The organism is Chitinophaga polysaccharea (assembly GCF_902150045.1).
Lineage (GTDB): Bacteria > Bacteroidota > Bacteroidia > Chitinophagales > Chitinophagaceae > Chitinophaga > Chitinophaga polysaccharea_A.
The window spans coordinates 259,944-279,766 of the sequence record NZ_CABFVU010000002.1; the positions used below are offsets into that span (position 1 = coordinate 259,944).

At 38.3% G+C, this 19,823-nt stretch carries 15 protein-coding genes and 1 pseudogene; 12 read left to right on the forward strand and 4 right to left on the reverse strand.

Going from position 1 to position 19,823, the window contains the following annotated elements; translation table 11 throughout:
* Nucleotides 1-2: 2 nt before the first annotated feature.
* Both FN124_RS15650 and FN124_RS15655 read right to left on the reverse strand, forming a co-directional pair.
* Nucleotides 3-848, reverse strand: coding sequence for an RteC domain-containing protein (locus FN124_RS15650; protein ID WP_142685753.1), 846 nt, complete (start codon nucleotides 846-848; stop codon nucleotides 3-5).
* Nucleotides 849-1,119: 271 nt separating this feature from the next.
* Nucleotides 1,120-1,998: a LytR/AlgR family response regulator transcription factor gene (locus tag FN124_RS15655; RefSeq protein WP_142685754.1), complete on the reverse strand. Its 879-nt coding sequence runs from the start codon at nucleotides 1,996-1,998 to the stop codon at nucleotides 1,120-1,122.
* Nucleotides 1,999-2,098: 100 nt separating this feature from the next.
* On the opposite strand from FN124_RS15655, the gene FN124_RS15660 reads away from it, so the two are divergent.
* The 6 genes from FN124_RS15660 (at nucleotide 2,099) to FN124_RS15685 (ending at nucleotide 11,057) form a co-directional block, all read left to right on the forward strand.
* Nucleotides 2,099-2,449, forward strand: a complete 351-nt coding sequence (locus FN124_RS15660) for a hypothetical protein (RefSeq protein WP_142685755.1) — start codon at nucleotides 2,099-2,101, stop codon at nucleotides 2,447-2,449.
* 94 nt (nucleotides 2,450-2,543) lie between these two features.
* Nucleotides 2,544-3,152: an RNA polymerase sigma factor gene (locus FN124_RS15665; RefSeq protein WP_142685756.1), complete on the forward strand. Its 609-nt coding sequence runs from the start codon at nucleotides 2,544-2,546 to the stop codon at nucleotides 3,150-3,152.
* 105 nt (nucleotides 3,153-3,257) lie between these two features.
* Nucleotides 3,258-4,430: a FecR family protein gene (locus FN124_RS15670; RefSeq protein WP_142685757.1), complete on the forward strand. Its 1,173-nt coding sequence runs from the start codon at nucleotides 3,258-3,260 to the stop codon at nucleotides 4,428-4,430.
* Nucleotides 4,431-4,567: 137 nt separating this feature from the next.
* Nucleotides 4,568-8,170, forward strand: coding sequence for a SusC/RagA family TonB-linked outer membrane protein (locus FN124_RS15675; protein ID WP_142685758.1), 3,603 nt, complete (start codon nucleotides 4,568-4,570; stop codon nucleotides 8,168-8,170).
* 10 nt (nucleotides 8,171-8,180) lie between these two features.
* Entirely contained in the window at nucleotides 8,181-9,572 is a 1,392-nt protein-coding gene (locus FN124_RS15680; protein WP_142685759.1) for a RagB/SusD family nutrient uptake outer membrane protein, read from the forward strand.
* A 6-nt stretch (nucleotides 9,573-9,578) separates the two neighbouring features.
* Nucleotides 9,579-11,057: a TlpA family protein disulfide reductase gene (locus FN124_RS15685; RefSeq protein WP_142685760.1), complete on the forward strand. Its 1,479-nt coding sequence runs from the start codon at nucleotides 9,579-9,581 to the stop codon at nucleotides 11,055-11,057.
* On the opposite strand, the gene FN124_RS15690 is transcribed toward FN124_RS15685, so the two are convergent.
* The gene (locus tag FN124_RS15690; RefSeq protein WP_142685761.1) at nucleotides 11,052-11,348 is read right to left on the reverse strand and encodes a hypothetical protein; all 297 of its coding nucleotides are present in this window, start codon (nucleotides 11,346-11,348) and stop codon (nucleotides 11,052-11,054) included. The two genes, FN124_RS15685 and FN124_RS15690, sit on opposite strands and share 6 nt — an antisense overlap.
* Nucleotides 11,349-11,995: 647 nt before the next feature.
* On the opposite strand from FN124_RS15690, the gene FN124_RS15695 reads away from it, so the two are divergent.
* Entirely contained in the window at nucleotides 11,996-13,039 is a 1,044-nt protein-coding gene (locus tag FN124_RS15695; RefSeq protein ID WP_142685762.1) for a sensor histidine kinase, read from the forward strand.
* The gene (locus tag FN124_RS15700) at nucleotides 13,036-13,761 is read left to right on the forward strand and encodes a LytR/AlgR family response regulator transcription factor (RefSeq protein WP_142685763.1); all 726 of its coding nucleotides are present in this window, start codon (nucleotides 13,036-13,038) and stop codon (nucleotides 13,759-13,761) included. The genes FN124_RS15695 and FN124_RS15700 overlap by 4 nt, the downstream gene beginning before the upstream one ends.
* On the opposite strand, the gene FN124_RS15705 is transcribed toward FN124_RS15700, so the two are convergent.
* Nucleotides 13,751-16,546: a lantibiotic dehydratase gene (locus FN124_RS15705; RefSeq protein ID WP_142685764.1), complete on the reverse strand. Its 2,796-nt coding sequence runs from the start codon at nucleotides 16,544-16,546 to the stop codon at nucleotides 13,751-13,753. The two genes, FN124_RS15700 and FN124_RS15705, sit on opposite strands and share 11 nt — an antisense overlap.
* A 976-nt stretch (nucleotides 16,547-17,522) precedes the next feature.
* On the opposite strand from FN124_RS15705, the gene FN124_RS15710 reads away from it, so the two are divergent.
* The 4 genes and pseudogenes from FN124_RS15710 (at nucleotide 17,523) to FN124_RS15725 (ending at nucleotide 19,821) form a co-directional block, all read left to right on the forward strand.
* Nucleotides 17,523-17,789 (forward strand): transposase, encoded by a 267-nt coding sequence (locus FN124_RS15710; RefSeq protein WP_142685765.1) that lies wholly within the window; start codon nucleotides 17,523-17,525, stop codon nucleotides 17,787-17,789.
* 11 nt (nucleotides 17,790-17,800) lie between these two features.
* Nucleotides 17,801-18,679 (forward strand): annotated as a pseudogene (locus FN124_RS15715) (IS3 family transposase); the annotation flags it as partial.
* A gap of 426 nt (nucleotides 18,680-19,105) precedes the next feature.
* Nucleotides 19,106-19,615 carry a hypothetical protein gene (locus tag FN124_RS15720; protein WP_142685767.1) on the forward strand — a complete coding sequence of 170 codons (510 nt, stop codon included), beginning with the start codon at nucleotides 19,106-19,108 and terminating at the stop codon, nucleotides 19,613-19,615.
* Nucleotides 19,603-19,821 (forward strand): bacteriocin immunity protein, encoded by a 219-nt coding sequence (locus FN124_RS15725; protein WP_221887818.1) that lies wholly within the window; start codon nucleotides 19,603-19,605, stop codon nucleotides 19,819-19,821. The genes FN124_RS15720 and FN124_RS15725 overlap by 13 nt, the downstream gene beginning before the upstream one ends.
* The last annotated feature ends 2 nt before the right edge of the window (nucleotides 19,822-19,823 follow it).

Genomic DNA, 19,823 nt, shown 5'->3' on the forward strand with positions numbered 1-19,823 from the left:
TATTAAGAAAACCTGGGGAATTCATCACTCTCATCCATTCTTCGTATTAAACACTCCATCAGGTAAGAAAGAAACTGAGCCCTGTCTTTCTTTTTGATCCTCATTCGCTGGAAATAGGGATAAAAATGGGTAATTTCTATCCCGAAAAAATCAGTCAACATCTGAAAAAGCTGCTTTACTGTGATCTTTCCATTATTTATCATGCCACTGCTGGCGAGGGCATAAATTAACTCGATCAATTGAGCTTTAGTACCTGTCCATTGCAAACGTTGTCCTGGATTTTTATCAGCTATACCATCATTGGCTTTGAGTTTAGTGATCGACATTTGGATTTTTGACGCCAAGCGTTCAAAAGCAATGAATTTTGAAAAGACTGAACTATATGCAGTTGAAACGCGGCTATCCAATTCAGGATTTTCCTCCGTGGTAAGTAGTAACTGGTCAGGGTACCTTACAAATAACAATTGATCATGGATGGTTTGTTGTTGCTTGTAATACTTATGAAGATCTTTGTTCCGGTCAATATAATCGTTTAACCTTTTTAAATTCTTTTTGAGAAAATCTATATGCCATTTTTTTCCTACCTGAAGATTTGACTCAAAAAATACCAATTCATTCCAGTAAATAAATTCTGAGTAGAACAAAGGTCTTTGTTCTTTAAAAAAACGGATCTCATCCTGTTCGGTTTCAAACTCGTAATCCCGCACAAAATCGTTGAGCATTTTCATGGTGGAGTTGAGGTAAGCCCGGTTCCGTTTTGCCATATCCAGATCGTGCTCAGATTCTGCAGCGATAGCTTGCATAGCAACCTCCATATTATTCTGTAAGTCTATGAGAAATTGATTCATAATTCGATTTATTTAGTTTTTGACAGTGTGCACCCTGTCGCATTGGTTCAAAATTAATAGCTGGTATAGCGTATTTCGAAATCATAAATAATTAGAAATGTCCGGATTCGGTAAATTGACGTCCGAATTCAGATTATGAGCAATTACTACGTGAGAAAGAAGAGTGTTTATGTCTGCTGCGAATAAATTGCAGGAGGAATATGACCCTAATAAAAGGTCAGAACCGGAATTTTGTGCAACGAATTCCGGTTTTTGCTGTTTGAATTCAGAATCAGCGTTCGATCCAGCCCTTGAAGGCCGCTACTTTGGTTTCACTTACCAGCACCTGATCATTATAAACAGGTAGCAGTTGTAAGTCCAGGCGGGGACCTGTGGTTGGCCTGATTTCCTTACAGGATGAAAAACAGATGATCATCTGTCTATTGATCCGAAAGAAGTCATAAGGGTCGAGTGTCGCTTCCAATTCATCAAGGGAAAGTTGTATTTCATAAATCTCGCCATCTTTTTTGCGGAGATAGTTTTGTTTGTTCTCCCTGAAAAAATATCCGATATCCTCTACAGATACAGGAATACTTTTAAGCGGAGTTTGAACAAGAATTACCTTTCTATATTTTTCTTGTTCAAGGGAAGTTGTGTTAGGTGTAGTTTGTTGCTCTGGCGTTGTTTTTTGAACTGAAGGAAGTTCGTCCCTTGGCCAGAAGGTGGCTACAAGATAATAAAGGAAGTAATAGATATTGGCCAGGAAAATGAATAGGACTATTACAGGAAAATCGCTGTCAAAGTAAGGTGTTTCAGTGATCTTGTGCCCATACATGCTAAAATATACCCAAGCGAGCAATACCGCAATTGCTGCTGCTGGAACAACACCAAGAAGTACCTGCGCTGCAATTCTTTTATTAGTTTCCTGGAACCAATCCAGTTTTTGGTCCAGGTACCGGGTGATCATCCAGATGTAATACAGCAAAAGAAAAGCAATGACAAAACTTACGATGAGCGCATTATAATAATCAAATTGCCTTATAATCTTTCCTATGTCTTCTGTATCACCATATACTACGATAAAATGTGCACCTAAGAGCGATAAAATAACTCGCTTAAAAACATCATTATACGCAGGTGTATCTCCGTTTGTATAAACCCTGTTCTCCATACAATAAATTTAGATTTATTACCCCTTAACCATCTGGTATATGTAAAGTTACAAAATTTTTGTTATATTAGAATATATTCAAATTAATAGCAGAATTAATATGCAGAAAGTACTTTTTACTCCTGTAGGTATTGCGATGAAGCAGCATGAACTTTATGGTCTCGATGACGCTCAGTTAAACATCGAAGCGAACCACCTTTACACTAATATTGTAGACTGGTCCATCAATCATTTTATTTTAGATGATGAGCAAATAAACTGGCTTTACCAGCAGGACGATAGTTTTAAGGTAGAATTTGCGATGATTGTTGGTGAAGGTTTGATTAACAGATATGATTTCAACATAAATTTTGTTGGCCCTGACATACCTAAAAGTAAAAGGATAAGCGCTAAGAACGATCCCCAAAGGAAAGCCATTAATATTCTTGTGTTAAAAAGTAGCGTAGAATAAAGGAGCAGGATTAAAGCTCTTAAGTAAAAAAGATTTTTTTCCTTGGATTCAGGAATAATTATGCTGACATTAGACCAGTCCAATTACCAAAATGATGAGCAGCAGAGGTCATGAACCAGATGATGAGAGAGCCCTATTGACAAGGCTTAAAGAGGGAGATTATGAAGCCTTTGAGGAGATCTACGCGCGCTACTACCGACAGCTTACCGGCAATCTGATGAAACTCCTTAAAAACAGGGACCTAGTTGGCGAAGCCCTGCAAGAAATTTTTATACGTCTCTGGAATAACCGAAAAAATGTAGATCCAGAAAAACCGATAAAAGCCTATCTCTTCCGAATTGGCGAGAACCTCGTTTATGATACTTTCCGTAAAGCCGCCCGTGATGAAAAAATGCGTGCCTATTTTATGGCCTTTACCACGGAAGCTTACGAGCACATTGAAAAGACCCTTTTTGAAAAAGAAAACAGGCAAATGCTTTACAATGCAATAGAAAAATTACCCCCACAGCGCAAAAAAGTTTATAGCCTCTGTAAACTTGAAGAAAAAAGCTATAAAGAAATAAGTGAAATGCTCGGAATTTCTACTGCCGCGGTAAATGATCATGTTACTAAGGCTAATGCCTTTCTCAAAGAATATTTCTCCAGCCATCCAAGTCTTCCTGCTCTTATAACAGCTACAGTGTTATTGGGGAACTTGTCTTAAGGTTACTGCCACAAACAAAGAATTTTAGGATTTTTAAAAAAATAGCAGATCACAGCTATTGATAATTATATTCCGGTCGTATTGGCTTATAAAAGGAGATAAACCGTGAAAGCCAATACAGATATCTTTACGCTATTTAATAAATACCTTAACGGTCCTATTAGCAAATCGGAACTACAAGTTCTTTTGGATTACTTTGGAAAAGAGGAGGCTGATGAAACGCTTATGGCAGAAATCCGCAGTGTCCTGGAATCTGATTACGAAGCTAAACAAGATGATATTGCTCAAATAGGCAAAGAGGTAAAAATGAGGTTGGATGAACGTTTGCGGCCTAATGAAACTGGAAAGCAAATCTGGATCTATCTTGCAGCAGCAGCTGCTATACTACTGGCAATAAGTATTGCAGCGATTTACGTTTTTGAACTCGGTAAAATTCCGCAAAACGATACCATCCAAACTGCACGGCAAGACATACATCCCGGAACGGACAAGGCAGTGCTTGTCCTTTCTGATGGTCGCAGAGTTTCACTTACAGATAGTAGCAATTCAATAATTACAAATAGCTCAGGAGAAAATATCGCTCAGGTCATTGATGGTACACTCAGTTACATTTCCAGCAACAGGAACATAAATACTGGTGAATCGGCCTACAACACCATATTGGTACCTAGAGGTGGGCAGTATAAAGTAATCTTACCCGATGGCAGTAAAGCCTGGCTTAATTCAGGATCATCCCTTCGATACCCGGTTAGTTTCGGCACACAATCCCGTATCATGGAATTAACTGGAGAGGGATATTTTGATGTAGTAAAAAATAAAAAGTTACCATTTACAGTAAAGTCCTCAACGCTGGAAGTTACGGCACTGGGTACCCAGTTTAACGTCAATACCTATTCCAATGAACCGTATGGGGCTGCCACTTTGGTAGAAGGCTCCTTGCGCGTATCAGATACAAAATCACAAAAAACAGTTTTAATTACTCCGGGAGAACAAGCGTTTTCAGCAGCCGGTAATTTAAAAGTTCGTAAGGTCAATATATATGAATTAACGGCGTGGAAAGATGGTCTGTTTGTGATCAGTAAAGCGGGGCTGGATGAAGTTATGAGACAGGTAGAGCGGTGGTATAATGTGACTGTAGAGGTAAAGTTGCCGAAGTCTGCAAATACTTTCTCCGGCGAGTTTCCCCGAAATATTGCACTTGCAGATTTTCTTCAATCATTGGAGAGGGCAACAGGTATAAAATTTAAAATCGAAGGAAGGAGGATCGTGGGCAGATAAGAAAAGAGATGTGTTTAAATATGTTATGTCCTTGGCATAAGAAAGCCGGAAGTTAGCGCTTCCGGCTAATGCCAGGGTTAAAAAAAGAGTACCGTTCAAAGCAAACTAATTTTATATCCTAACTAAGAAACAAAAGTATGAATTATAAAATTCATCGAAGAACTATGCACAAAAATAAGTGCATAACGCTCAGGAGCCTGGGGGTACCTGAGAAATATGGTCTGAACAGCTGGTTCAGATTCATCTTCCTGTTAATATTTTTTACATTTCTTTACCTGGCAGCATCTGCACAAAAAGTCAGTGTAAATGTAACAGACAGACCATTAAAAGAGGTACTACAATCACTCCGGCAGCAAAGCGGTTATGCCTTTATCTTCAATGACCAGCTGATGGCCAAGGCCAAACCTGTGACATTAAATGTAAAGGATAAGGAAATTCTGCAAGTTTTGCCACTCACCTTTAAAGGACAGCCTTTAGGTTATGAGATCAACGGAAAAGTAATAACCGTTACTCCTACCGTACCAACCAAAACAATAATTAATAAAGAACAGAGACCGTTCAAAGGTTCAGTAGCCGATAGTTTGGGGCGTCCACTTGCCAATGTAACTGTCAGGATTAAAAATTCAGATCAGGTTACTAGGTCTGATAACTCAGGAAATTTTTATTTACGCGACTTACCTGATAATGCCGTTATCACGATGAGCCTTTTAGGGTATCGTGGACAAGAAATTAATGATCCCGAAAATGGCATGACAATTATCATGCAAGCCTTTGAAGGTATGCTGTCCGAAGCTGTAGTTACAGTAAATACCGGTTATCAGTCCATATCGAGAGAAAGAGCAACAGGATCTTTTGTAGTAATTGATAGTGCAATTATTAACAGACGAGTATCTACAAATATAATTGACCGATTGGATGGAGTAACAAGTGGACTATATTTCAATGGAATGGATAGAATGGATATACCGGAAGCATCTCCGGGTGATCGTTTAGGTATCTCGATACGAGGGGAAAGCTCTTTATTAAGTGCGAAAGACCCACTCGTTGTCCTTGACAACTTCCCTTACGCTGGTGAAATTAAAAATATCAATCCAAACGATATTGAATCCATAACTATCTTAAAGGATGCCGCAGCTGCCAGTATCTGGGGCGCGAGGGCGGGAAACGGTGTAATTGTCATAACTACAAAAAAAGGAAAAATTGGTAGCAAAATGAGCTTTACCGTAAACAGTAATTTGACGATAACAAGCAAACCCGATCTCTATAATGTCAAAAATTATCTTCAGTCCAGTGATTATATCGAAGTTGAGAAATTTCTATTCACAAAAGGTATTTTTAATCAGGATTTAGTCAATACCACTACTTTTACACCTGTCTCACCTGTTGTTGAAATTCTCGATAAAGAAAAAAGAGGTTTGATCAGCAGTGCGGAGGCAGAGGAACAGATTAATTACATTAAAAGCCGTGATGTCCGGGAGGATTTTAATAAATACGTTTATCAGCCTGGTGTCCGGCAGCAGTATTCAATTGGGATACGGGGTGGTACTAATAATTTAGCTTATTCTCTTTCTGCCGGATTTGATAAAAGTAATGATGTTGTTAAAAGAAATGGTTTTAATAGGGCAACCATAAATTCCTATAACACTTATACTCCTATAAAGAACCTGGAAATCTCTTTTGGGATTAACTATACAAACAGTAACACTGCTTTAAATAACCTCAGTAATACTTTTGGAAATGCTTCTTATGCGTTAGGTGGATGGTATACTGAGATGTTACCCTATGCTCAATTAATGGGCGAAAATGGCAATCCATCATCAATTCTCAAAGGTTATACCTCCCAATACATAGAAAGACTAAAAGCCTTAGGCTATAAGGATTGGTATTATCGGCCCATCGACGAAATAAATAATGCCAACTACAACACCAACGTAAACGATATTCTTTTCCGCCTAGGTATAAAATACAAGTTTGGAGATAATCTCAATTTAGACCTTCAATATTCTAATGAACGGCAACGATTCAATACAGAAAATATTCAAGGTAAAGACAGCTACTATGCTCGCAACTTAGTCAATAGATTTACACAGACAGATCAGGCTTCCGGCAGATTAATAAATATTTTTCCTGATGGAGCTATATTCAATAAAAATTCTGCCGACTGGCTGAATAATAACTTTAGGGCGCAACTGAATTATGAAAACAAGATCGGCAAACATTTGATATCCGGACTGGCGGGATTTGAAATCCGGGAATTAAAGTCGGACACCTGGAGTCAGACATTGTATGGTTATGATGAGCAGTTCGGAACTTCGGTAGGCAATTTCAATTATCAACAGTCCTACCCAATCTTACCGACAGGTAGTTCTACTATTCCAGTTCCGAGTAATTCGATGGATGGAAATCTTGAAAGATATGTATCCTACTTCGCCAACGCCAGTTATATTTATGATGACAAGTATCAGGTGACTTTAAGCGCGCGAAAGGACGGATCAAATATTTTTGGTGTCAATACCAATAAAAAGGTCACGCCACTGTGGTCAGCAGGGTTGGGATGGACTATCAATAAAGAACAATTCTATGGTCTTAGTGATGTTATCCCTTATTTAAAACTTCGCGCCAGTTATGGTTATAATGGCAATTTGAGAAATACTTCCGCTTTTCTGAACGGATATTATTTCAACGACGCAATAACCGGGTACAATTCCATTAGGATATCGAGTCCACCAAATCCTGAATTAAGATGGGAAAAAGTACGCAATATTAATTGGGGGCTTGATTTTGCGGCTTTAGATAACAGGATCAATGGAACAATTGAGTACTACCACAAAGAGGGAAGCGACTTGCTCCAAAATACCCCGTTGGCTTCACAGACCGGGTTTATTAATTACATCAGTAATGCTGCCAAAACCAGGACTAAGGGACTAGATGTGATACTAAATTCAACTAATATCAAGGGCGCTTTCAATTGGAGCAGTAACCTACTCTTAAGTACTATAAGTGATAAGCTGATTACTTATGATCCAAAACCAACTTCATTTTATTTGCAGGCAAACGGTGCCCCTACGCCAATTGTAGGTTATCCGCTATATGGTATTTTCAGTTACAAATGGGAAGGATTGGACCCTGAAAATGGTGATCCTATCGGATGGTTAAACGGAGGACCAAGTAAAAACTATAGTGCTATCATGAATAATATTTCTCCTGATAGTGTGAATTTTCATGGCAGTAGCAGACCTAAAATATTTGGAGGGTTCAGAAATGATTTTAGTTACAAAAGGATTAACTTGTCCATCAATCTTGTTTATAAACTTGACTATTATTTCCGTAGGACAAGCACCAGTTTGAATTATACGGATATCCTGGGCATGTATCAGCATGTAGATTATAATGCGCGTTGGCAGAAACCGGGGGATGAAAATTTCACTTCCGTTCCATCTTTGGTATATCCATCAAACTCCAGAAGAAATTCTTTTTATCGCTACTCCGGTGAATTGGTGGAAAGTGGCGATCATATCAGGTTTCAAGATATCCGTCTGGGATATAGCCTGCCAAAGTCATTAATAGATAAAATTGGCTTTAGAAAATTCGAGGTATATGGATATGTTCAGAACCTCGGTATCATCTGGAGAAAAAACAAATTGGGAATAGATCCTGATGCTCCCGGTTCCGGGGGCTCAACAGTTGTTGATATAAAAGACCCAACTAGCTATTCCTTTGGTATTACGGCAGAATTTTAATTTGATTATTATGAAACTGAAAAAATACATTAATTACCTCACAATTGCTTGCCTTCTGATTGTAATATCCGGTTGCGCGAAGCAGGATGAATGGCTAGAAGCCAAAAATCAAAAGTCACTTGTTGTACCGGAAACTTTAGCAGATTACCAAGCCATTCTAGACGATTACAATACTATAATCGAACATAACACCATAGCCGGATTGTTAGGCACAGATAATTACTTCCTCACGCAAAACGTGTTTAATACGCTTTCTCAGGTGCAGAGAAACTTATACACCTGGGATAAAATCGTTTGGGATACGGACAGGTCTGTTGATTGGGAAAATAGCTACAAGATTGTAGAGTATACCAATATTGTTATTGATGGCCTGAGCAAGATGGAAAACAAAAGTTCTTCTGAATATAAGTTTATATTAGGACAAGCATATTTTCTCAGAGCAATGGCTTTCTATAACCTTGCCCAGATCTTCTGCAAACCATATGCTGCTTCGTCTGCATCAACTGACCTGGGCATACCACTGCGCACAACTTCGGATGTGAATATACTATTTGAACGAGCAACGGTTTCTGAAACCTATACAAGAATTATAGGTGATGCAGAAACTGCAGCCGATTTATTACCCGAATATATTGTGTCGATAAACAGGGCCTCCAAAATTGCGGCTCATGCACTGCTCAGTAAAGCCTATTTACTAAAGGCAGAATATGCTCAGGCGGCTTTATATGCAGATCAGGTTTTGAAAGCAAAGAGTAGTCTTATGGACTTTAACAGCCGATTGGCAGACCTCAATACAACATATCGCTTTCCAGCTTCAGGAAGGGATAACCCAGAGATCATTTTTTTTGGTAATGGGTATGGATATAGTGCAATCGTTCCAGGTCCAGCAGCTCCTGCCTTTGTTGATACCCTGCTCATGAATTCTTATGCAGAGCATGATTTGCGAAAAAACTTCTTTTATATAACGGATCAAGCCAGTGGTTATAAAAGGTTTTGTGGCACTTATTCCGGTACCGGTGCTTTGTTTTCGGGACTAGCTACCAATGAAATACTATTGATCCGGGCCGAATGCAGAAGCAGAGCAGGAAATATTAGCGGAGCAATAGCAGATTTGAACCTTCTTTTGAAGAACAGAATTTCCAGAGATGTATTTACACCTATTACATCAATTGAAAATGTTCTGAAAACAATATTGTCGGAGCGAAGAAAGGAGTTACCCTTTACTGCAAATATCAGATGGGAGGATTTGCGCAGGTTAAATCTGGATAACTCCACTGCTATTAGCACTTCTAGAAGACTGGAAAATGTGCAATATGATCTATTGCCAAATGATCCAAAGTATGTATTACCGATACCGAACAATGAAATTCAGTTGAGCGGTTTAATTCAAAACCCAAGATAAGAAAAGATGAAAAATTTAATATTAATGGTATGCCTTTCACTTTTATTTATTTGGGGAGTTAATGGGCAAACCCAATTGCAAAATTCTATCGGTTACATTAACCTACAGGTCAATTATAAGGGACCTGTCACAGATACGATAATTGTAGTAATGCAAAATGTACTTTATCCTGGTTTGGATAATCTTCATCACCGCAGTATTAAAGCCGATCGTATCTCAGGTCAACAATTCTTTTTTAGGATACCTGTTGAAGATAGCTCCGGTTATTTATCCATAGCAAAAATACTTCCTGAAAAAATCAGAAAATCATACGATTTAAAGGGAATATTTACGGATTGTCTTTGGGAGATCGGTGACGATGTAAAAATAGGTATTTACTTCCCTTTCCATGAAAGAAGGCCGGAATGGGCAGAATTTTCTTTTGAAGGGAAAGGAAGTGCCAAATATCAGGTAAAAAATGAACTGAAAAATTTATACTTAAGAGATGTTCCATATGCAGATATGAAGGATTCCATTTTCCGAAACGGCGATTCTTTAGCACTTGAAAAGGTGTCGCATATTTTTCAGAAATTTTCACCTAAAATATCGTACAAAAGCTTGCAGATAATGAAAGCTGACAATTTATACAAAAGAGATCATGGTGGATCTGTAAGTGTTTTTAGTGGCGCAGTTAAGGATTCTGTTCAACGAAAAATGTTGGTTCAAAATTTTGATTCAATTGTCTTTAACATCAATATTCCTAGGCAGGATAAAAAGTACTATAAATATTCAATCAAATATCCGAGATATTACCTAAACGCACTATTCGCCCAAACCGTCGCCTATTATGGAAAAAAACGTCCAAGTCTGGTTTTTAGGAAAATCTTAAAAGAAAGCGATCAGGAATTGAAGGAAAAATTGCTGGTTATGTTTTTTCTCAGAAATGATGGTGATGATTCTACGACTGTTCATTATAAAAATGCCCTTCAAATAATTAAATCAAAAAAGTATAGGATCGCTCTGGAAGAAATAAGAGCTAAATACGAATACGCCGCTTTAGGTAACTATATTTTTGAAGATATAAAAGGAAACAGCGTAAACCTAGCCTCCTATAAAGGAAAGGTCGTGTTGATCGATCTGTGGTTTACTGGATGTGGTGGTTGTGCTTACTTTTACGAGCATACAGTTTCCAAAGTAGAAGAGTATTTTAAAGACAATAGGGACTTTAAGGTTGTTTCGATTTGTGTTGACAAGCGCACAATGCTGTGGAAAGAAGGGATTGCTAGTGGTTTATACACTTCGGAAAAGGGTGCGGATAACTTACATATAGGTAAATTGGGAGTTCGGCATCCTTTTATTAGTGATTTTAATATTCCTGGCATGCCTTGCGCAATTTTAATAAACAAGCAAGGTTATATTGAACAATTCAATACAACCTTGCTCTATTCAGAATCATCATTGAAAAATGAAGTAACTCAGTTACTAAAGAAACAATTAGGTTTATAGTTCGCGAGTTTCCTCAATTGTTGCTAAGCTCGGATTACTGAGTTCTGATGGGGTAATCTGCATGTCACCCTGCGGATCTTTGGTAGTGATCTCACAAGGATCACTACCTACTGAACAACCTTCCGCAGGTGGATTGGTTGATAGGTGATAGTTAGTTCCATCAAAGGAGGTAACATAGTAGACATTTGAGTACGCCTGAGTTTTTCCTTCTGTTTTTGAAGGGATTTCATTTTTTGCAAATGCAGCGGTGGTCAGGGCCAGAAGGGACAGGCCGAAGATTACTTTTTTCATAAGAAATGTTTTTGTGGTAAAAAAATGATGGTTTAGAAACTTTGAGGAAAAGGCGTGCCACTGTAGCCTCGAGGAGGCAACTTTTACAAGCACTGTGAGAAAATGTGAATGGTTATATTATGAGGTGATTCAGGTTTTTATCTTAAAAATTTGAGTTTTTAATCTGGTATTTAAGTATTTAAAAATGATGTTTAGTATACAGACATATCGTAATTTCATGTTTTACCGATCTATGGGTTCGCGACCCGCTCCTTTTATTTTGGATCATTACAATCATCCTTCATGAAAATGAGCTGAAAATTTGTACTACTTTAATTTCGGAACGTCAGGTTCCTGGATTCAAGGAAGCTGCAGTGCAGCTTCCCAGTTTACTTATGGCATACAAATACATAAGATGTATTTGTACCGGTTGTAGCGGTGGGATGCAATGTACTTTTTGCATTGCTATTCTCTACCTGTTTCTTAAAAGCGAAAACCTTGGTCCGCTTAAAAATTGTGTTTTCATTGTTTTTATTCATAGCGTTTTATGTTGGTTATTACTTCCTAATGAAGTACAACATAAAAGTACAACATGAATTTACAGTGGGGATCTACAACTATTTCAAATGCTACAATAACTATCTGAAACCTGCAAATGACTATTTGAAATGAAAATATTAGCTAACTCTAACAGATTATTTCCATGGTTTACAGTCGCTATATTGGCTTATATGACCTGGGATATCTTGTGGTTGATCATCGCGCGAGGCAAAATGATGGACACAGGCATTTATATCATTTTTTACGTGGTAGATGTTTCAATTTTCATCATGACTGCATACCGGTTCCTGCCGGGCATATATACCCATTATACGCAACAGATTAAACGGTTCATAGCTGTTTCAGCTACAGTTTTGTTCAATTCGTGCATATTAATACTGGGTAATTTGCTTACCAAGGCATATCTCACAGGTACATTTACATTTTTCATTTCAAAGGAAGATTATCTGGTAGCATTGACAAGAAGCTTTTTTTTAATGGCCATATCATTCGGTGTCTGGGAAAACAAATATAGAGTTAGCAAAGAGCGTCAACTCGCTGATGAGCAAAAAGCTATGCTTTTCAATGAAAATGAAATACTCCGCCTTGAAAATGAGTTGTATCGTTCCCAGATCAATCCTCACCTTTTAAATAATTCTATCAATGGTATTCTTGCGAGATTGAGTGCTGAGGATACAAATACATTGGAAATCCTCAGACTGTGGTCTGGTGTTACCCATTATTGTCTTCAACCAGGAGATAAGCTTGGTAAGGTTCCACTAAGCGAAGACATGGAGAATCTTAGGAGGTACATACAGTTGCATACCATTTTGAAGCAGGGTAAATTTTATGTCAAACTAAATATTAGTAATGAAGATCCACAGATTATGATTCCGCCACTTTTATTTATAGACTTGGTAGACAATATTATAAAGTACGGGGTTTATGATTCCTCTGCAGAGCCTGCCGTAATTGTCATCAGTCAACAAGGCAAAGTGTTTTCATTATATACCAGTAATCATAAACCGAAGATTGGAATAGAAACACAAAGCACGGGGATCGGCTTAAACAATCTCAAAGACAGGCTCGAACGCTATTATAGCGGTAAATATGACTTGCGGGTCACCGATGATGAAATGCTTTTTGAACTCACGTTAAATATGGAGCTATGAAATTAGGGGCGTTAATAATTGATGATGACCAATCGAGTGCGGATTTATTGAGCTCCTATATAGAAAGACATCCTGAACTCTACCTGATCGGAATAGAGACAGACGCACGTCAGGCCAGGGAATCACTACTAAGCGGTAAGCTGAAGGCCGATATTGTATTTATGGATATTGAAATGCCCCATTTTAAAGGAACAGAACTTACTTCGATCATCAGTAAAGAAATGGCCGTTGTGCTTGTTTCCGGCCATAGACATTATGGTCCTGAGGCGTTTTTACTTAATGTAGCCGATTACAGACTGAAACCGCTTTTCTATGAAGATTTTGTGCAGGCCGTCGAAAAGGCAAAACTGAAATGGTCGGAACTGAATAGGTTTAAATTTTCTAAACTGAACCCCGTGATCGCTGTGCCGGAGAACAGCAAAACCATGAAGCGGAGAATTGCCATTGAAGACATAAACTATATAATGGCCGCAAGCAATTACAGTAATATCTATTTGGAAAAGGAGAAAATAATGACTTATATCACCCTTGCCAAGTTCGAAGAAATGCTGCCCATGCCACATTTTGTCAGGACACAGAAATCCTATCTGGTAAATGTCAGCAAGATTGACCGTTATAATTCCACAACAGTATTCTTAATTAATGGTGACGAAATCCCGGTCAGCAAATCTTATCGAGATAATTTTGAGAAGACAATGCGGTTTATTGATTTTAGGAATTAGCACTGATCTGAATTTTTCTATCCGCCTTTGTTTTTCTATCCACCGCTTCTTTAATATTATATATCACCGTTTCATGTAACCGCTGATGATCACTAAATAAACGGTTTATATGCATATGAAAGAAATCGGTAAGAAGTGGCATAACCCTTATACCTTCCAGCTCTTTCAGTACGCTAAAATATTGGTCGGAAATCCTTTGGAGTTCCCGTTTTTGTGTTTCATCCAGCAAACTGTCATCCAGTAGATGCTGGTCACGCGTATATTGGTTAATCTGTTTAAAACCCTCTCCTTTTAAGCCATGTTCATGATTGTAGCCGTCCCTGATTTTCTGAAGCCAGTTTTGAACTGTTTCAGAATCCAGAGATAATCTGCTTATAATGCCGGTCAACAGTATTATTGCAAGTCGATATTTCAACGGATCGGGTAATTGAAGAATCTGAAGAGTATATCGCGTGTCAAAACAAAACAGCGCTTCAACTCTATCAATACCTGCAAATCCATAACGCTCCATCTCTCGTTTATAAACCTTGACCTGGAAATCTGAAACTATTCTTTTTTGCATTACTTCTTCAAGCAAGGCTTTAAGGTTAGTTAGCAAAGCCTGGGCATCTTCAGCTTTTCGGAGCAAAAAACGTACACGTAAGTGATCCTGGGGTTCATTATAACGGATAAAAAACCACTTGTCGATAGTTGACCGCTGCTCATCTGCAAAAGCATTTAACTTAAATAATATACTGTTAGCATGATTGGTATGACTGTAGATCTCGCAATATAACCATTCAGATCCCGGAGGGAAGAATCCCTGTTCTTTTTTTGAATCAATCCATATCGGCCTTGCCTTATAATATACATTTTCATGATGGTTTAATGCAGCAACAAACTGTGCCATATATGGTTTGCCATGCTCATCTGTGACCAAAGATCTTTCCGGCAATATTGCCTCTTCAACCGTGATTTCTTTTTTGCTTCTAAGAAGCGAAAATAAAAATTCGTAATCTTGGCCGTTATCCAAATCAAGAACAAGTGTTTGATCAGCCTGTCCAATACGTATAAAGCGCGGTGCTTGACGCTGTTTTAAATGCTCTTTAAGCCGTTCTGCAGTCAGATCTTTGATATGATCAATGGAGACAGTCCATTGGGCTCTTCCCAAAACGATATTTCTGAATTGAATCCTTGGATACTGTCTTAATCCCGGCAATAGTCCGGAGATCTGGGGTAGAAATTCCGTCTTAAGGCCGTAATGCATATAATCACATAGAAATTTGAGCAGTGGCAGACTGGAGCGTTCAAAATTATAGGCAGTGGCCATTCTAGGAACAACACGTTTGCCGAGGCGCCTGCTGAAAAGTACGATCTCGTTTCCAGACATTCGGATATATAGCTCCCCGAGTGTAATAAATTCGGGCAAAGTACTATAAGACAAAATGGGTAGCTCATAATCATAAATAGAACTTCGTCGGTTTACATTATCCACATGAATTTCGCAGAGGTATCCGATGTCAAAGAAAACCACTTCAGCATTTGCTTCAGTTTCAAGTGATGCCTGCTGTCTGCAGAAATCTAATATCCCTTTATCGGCTATCGTAAATCTTCCTGCAATTTGATTAAAACTATAGCCGCCGATATGGTCCAATATCAAAAGGTCATCAGAGATTGAAAATATACAACTTATGCTATTGGCCATTTTCTTTGGTGAAGATCTTTTTTCTGATAAAGGAAGAACAGCTTCAAGATTGATACAGGATGGGACTTCAAATTCGAAAGCAGAAGCGAAAAGTTCTTTATAGGTATCTTTACGTTTATTGTTGTTCTTTGTGCTTTGTAACAGAGAGTCTATCAAAGTGCTTGCTGAAGCCGCAGATTCCATCTTTCCATATCCTACGCCAATTTCAGGATCGATAGCAACCATTAATGAAACTTCTTCCAGATCAAATTTCTCTTTAAAAAGGTCTCTGAATCGCTCTAGATCAGTCGTAAGCTGTTCTTGCTGCTCAATCATGCTAAGCCTTTCTATCAATTCCGGAATTTGTTTTAGCAATTCCTTTGGAGAACCTCCTGAAATGGACCTTTGGGCTATAATATAATCCAGATAATTTTCTTCCAATTTATGACCAATGCGTGTGAAATAGTCCTCACCAATTATATTAGCATCGAGGCTCGTCACAACTAAACCAGAATGGATAAACGCTTCGACGAAATTTAGTGCCTCAGCATTCCCACCTAACTTGATTTGAAGCTTGTATATCAAATCCTGTATAGCAATACCCTGACTGGCAATTTCCAGTGCAAAAAGGATGTTCGTATCTGATGGAATATCGTTCATCTCAAATTTATTTCCCTGCCCAGCCGTTATAAAACGGATATTTCCAGCTGCCTTATACCAGGTGGTATTGGCTTGAATAAGTGCATTTGCTTTCAAGAGATCTTGGAAAGTAAATTTTATATTTTTTTTCGTTTGCCAGTCCAGTAGTTTGTATAATGTTTGCTTACGACTGATCTGGACTGCGTCTTTATTTATATCGTTATTAAGGAGTGAAACAGAACAAAACGCGCCAAATGGCACTGGCCTGTATTTAGCACGGTTGAAGTACTTATATATGGTAAGCTTATGCCTCTGGGATAGCCGATCTATATCGTCAAATTCGATATCCTTAATTTCCTTATAAAAATCCGGAGATGCTGATCTAATTGCTTCCTTTAATTCAGACCAGCTTTGCTCAAGTGTCGCGCAGATTGAAAATGCGGGTGTGCGCACCAGCATCTTGTTTGCAATTTTCATTTTCATGGAGTAGCAGAACTATACTACCAATTTGAACATTTACAATGGCCATTTTTATAGAATGCTATTTAAAATGCGCAGATAACTATGTGAAATGCCTAAACAGCTATCTGAAATTAATGATGATTTTTTGTCGTTAACAATTTCTGTAATTCAGAATTTGTCGGATAGGTTTCCAAGGAATGTTGAATCAATTAAAAGGACCAATCATATATTTATATTTAATACTTTTGATGATTAACTCCAAAACCTTTCTAAATCATTCCCATTGAAAATCAGACCAATTTTAATTAAACGTGCAGAGAATTTGAAAGAATATCCAACATTATTGGTTCGGTCGACAATTGCTGTTCTTTCCGGTTTCTTTATTATGGACTTCAATTATATTAGCACCGGGAAAAGTATTTCTGACGGAAATTACTGGATAACAAAAAGCATAATTTGCCTTTGTACTCTATTATTATTGGAGTATAACTATCGGACGCACTTATTTTGGTCTCTTAAGTTCCAGTTCTCAGACTCCCATAAATTAACGAAAGTTGTGCTCGCGCAGATTATTTTTGGTTTGACCTTACCCCTATTATTAATTCTTCAATTGCCCCAAAACTATTCGGTATTACATTTTTACCTACTGCAGCTGTTAATATTTCACCGGAATTAATTAGCCATCGGTCAATTGCCATGGTATTTGAATTGGAGGTACTCTTTAATTTTACTTTGCTCCTTTTCTATCTCGACCTACCTGTATATCTGAAAGAATTCAGCAGCTCTAATTTAAAGGACATTGCTATTTACCAATATGGCCAACCAGTGAGGATCGATACCGACGAGGTTCTTGCAATTGTTCCCTATAAAGAAGGAATCAATATGCTGTTTACATCTTCCTCGGCGGCTTACCCTCTAATAAGCGAGGTGCTGTAAGCTTCCCTTCAAATCGTAGCATTTAAAAGTAGATAAAAATGCTAATTTTAAAGTTGAAGCAATGAAAAAATCAAAATTCACAGAGAGCCAGATTCTTGGCATTTTGAAAGAGCAGGAAACGGGAAAACCCGTTGCTGAGATTTGCCGGGAGCATGGTATCAGCCAGGCGGCCTTTTATCAATGGAAAAGCAAGTACTCAGGTCTTGAGCTTAATCAGCTCAAGCGGATGAAGGAGCTGGAAGCAGAGCTGGCCCAGTACAAGCGTATCGTAGCAGAGCAGACTTTTCAGATCACGGTAATGAAAGATGTGATTGAAAAAAAGCTTTAGGGCCTGCCGAAAAGCGAGAACTGGTTTCTTACTGCCATACGCATTACAGAACCAGTATTCGGCAGGCTTGTAATTGGTTCCACATTCAACCATCAGTGTATTACTACCGGCCACAACCTAAAGATGATGATCAGATAAGGATGTTGCTGTCAGAGTTGTCGATCCTTCATAATCGTTGGGGGTTCTGGATGATGCATTATCACTTACGTCATCTGAACTATCATTGGAATCATAAGAAGGTGTACCGCATTTATACAGCCATGAAATTAAACCTGAAACGGAAGTGTAAGAAGCGTTTGCCTGCAAGAGTTATGGAGCCTTTATTACAGCCGATCCATCCCAACATTACCTGGTCTATGGACTTCATGCATGATGTGCTGAGCACAGGCGTTAATTTCCGCTCTTTGAATATTATTGATGACTATAATCGTGAATGTCTTGGCATTACTATTGACACAACATTGAACAGCAAACGTGTAATCAGACAACTGGATCAGTTAGTCGGCTGGCGTGGCGTTCCCCGGAAAATAAGGGTTGATAACGGACCTGAATTTGTGGCACAGGCTATGGCCTCATGGGCAAGTGAACGTGGCATAGAGCTTAAATTTATAGAGAAAGGCAAACCATTTCAGAATGGATTTATGGAGCGGTTTAACCGAAGCTTCAGGGAAGAAGTTCTGGATGCTTATTGTTTTACCAGGATAAAAGAGGCTCAGGCTATGGCCCATGCATGGATGTGGATATACAACAATCAAAGACCTCATCAATCCCTGAATTACAAGCCTCCGGTTGCATTTTTAGAGCAACATCAAAAGCAAACTAACTTCCCGACCTTCATAGCAGACGAACAATGCAACTGGGAAAAATTAGTAAATGCTGCAACAGTATGACAGATCTTATTTTCCCTGGCTCCAGGGTTTATAGGGCAAAAACAGTATGATCAAAAATCGAAAACTCTACTTTTAATCGTTAGCAGTCAGGGTGAGCTTACAGTGCCACTAATAGAGCTAATTGACAGACTACCGGAAGACAAATTTGAATTGAGAAATAATGGCATTTTTAGAAAAACACTGGAGCCTGCGAAAGATTCAATTATTATCAATTATATTAAAGACTGTGGCGACTATATGCTATTATGTCATTTTAGAAAGCCGTAACTCTCTCATTCTATGGCATAATTTTCGCTGCATAATGAGTTAGTGACGTCCCCAGCCTAAAAAGGCTCAATTCCTTTTAATTATTTGTGGAATTGTCTTTGTCGTACGAATCGTAATATAGGTTACCCTATTAAAAAAAATTATCCTCTAAAAAGGATCATGAATAAATTAAGAAGCATAATTGAACCTGATGTAGCATTAGCCGAAGAGCGGTATCCAATAGTACTGCAGGCTATACGGGATTATACAAAATTAATCGATGAATCCGGGGACGAGTCTTTAGATGCCTACACAAAACTTACTACTATCCTCCATGAGCTTACAGGGAAAGATATGGCAGCCTATAACCTCGATGAATGGTGGGAGGAGGAAGGTGATGAGGTTCTGGCCTTCAGGATCAGCCTGCCATATCCCTTAAAGGTCCCGGATTTTACGAAGGAAGAGCTTACAGAGATCGTTACCAGAATAAAAAATCCTGAGCTACCCCGTGGAAATGAAGAAAATATCACGGAAACTTTTGCCATTTATCTTGACCAATACTATCATAAACTTTTATCCCTGAATTTCGAAAATTATGATATCAAGCAATTTCAAAGGAACAAGGACAAAAGTGGTAAATATTACGAGTACAGTGTTAATGAAATTGTTGAAATGTTATGGAACAAATGAATAAAGATGCATTGGTTGAGCTGGTTAATAAGATCAGGAATGCAGAAGGTCAGACTGAAGAAGAAAATGATGCTCTTCTTGATTTATTTTTAGAAAACGTTCCAGATCCGGAAGCAGCCAATTATATTTATGAAAAAGAGTACGAAGACCTTACTTCCGAAGAAATTGTAAATAAAGCGCTGGCTTATAAATCTATTCAACTGTAAAA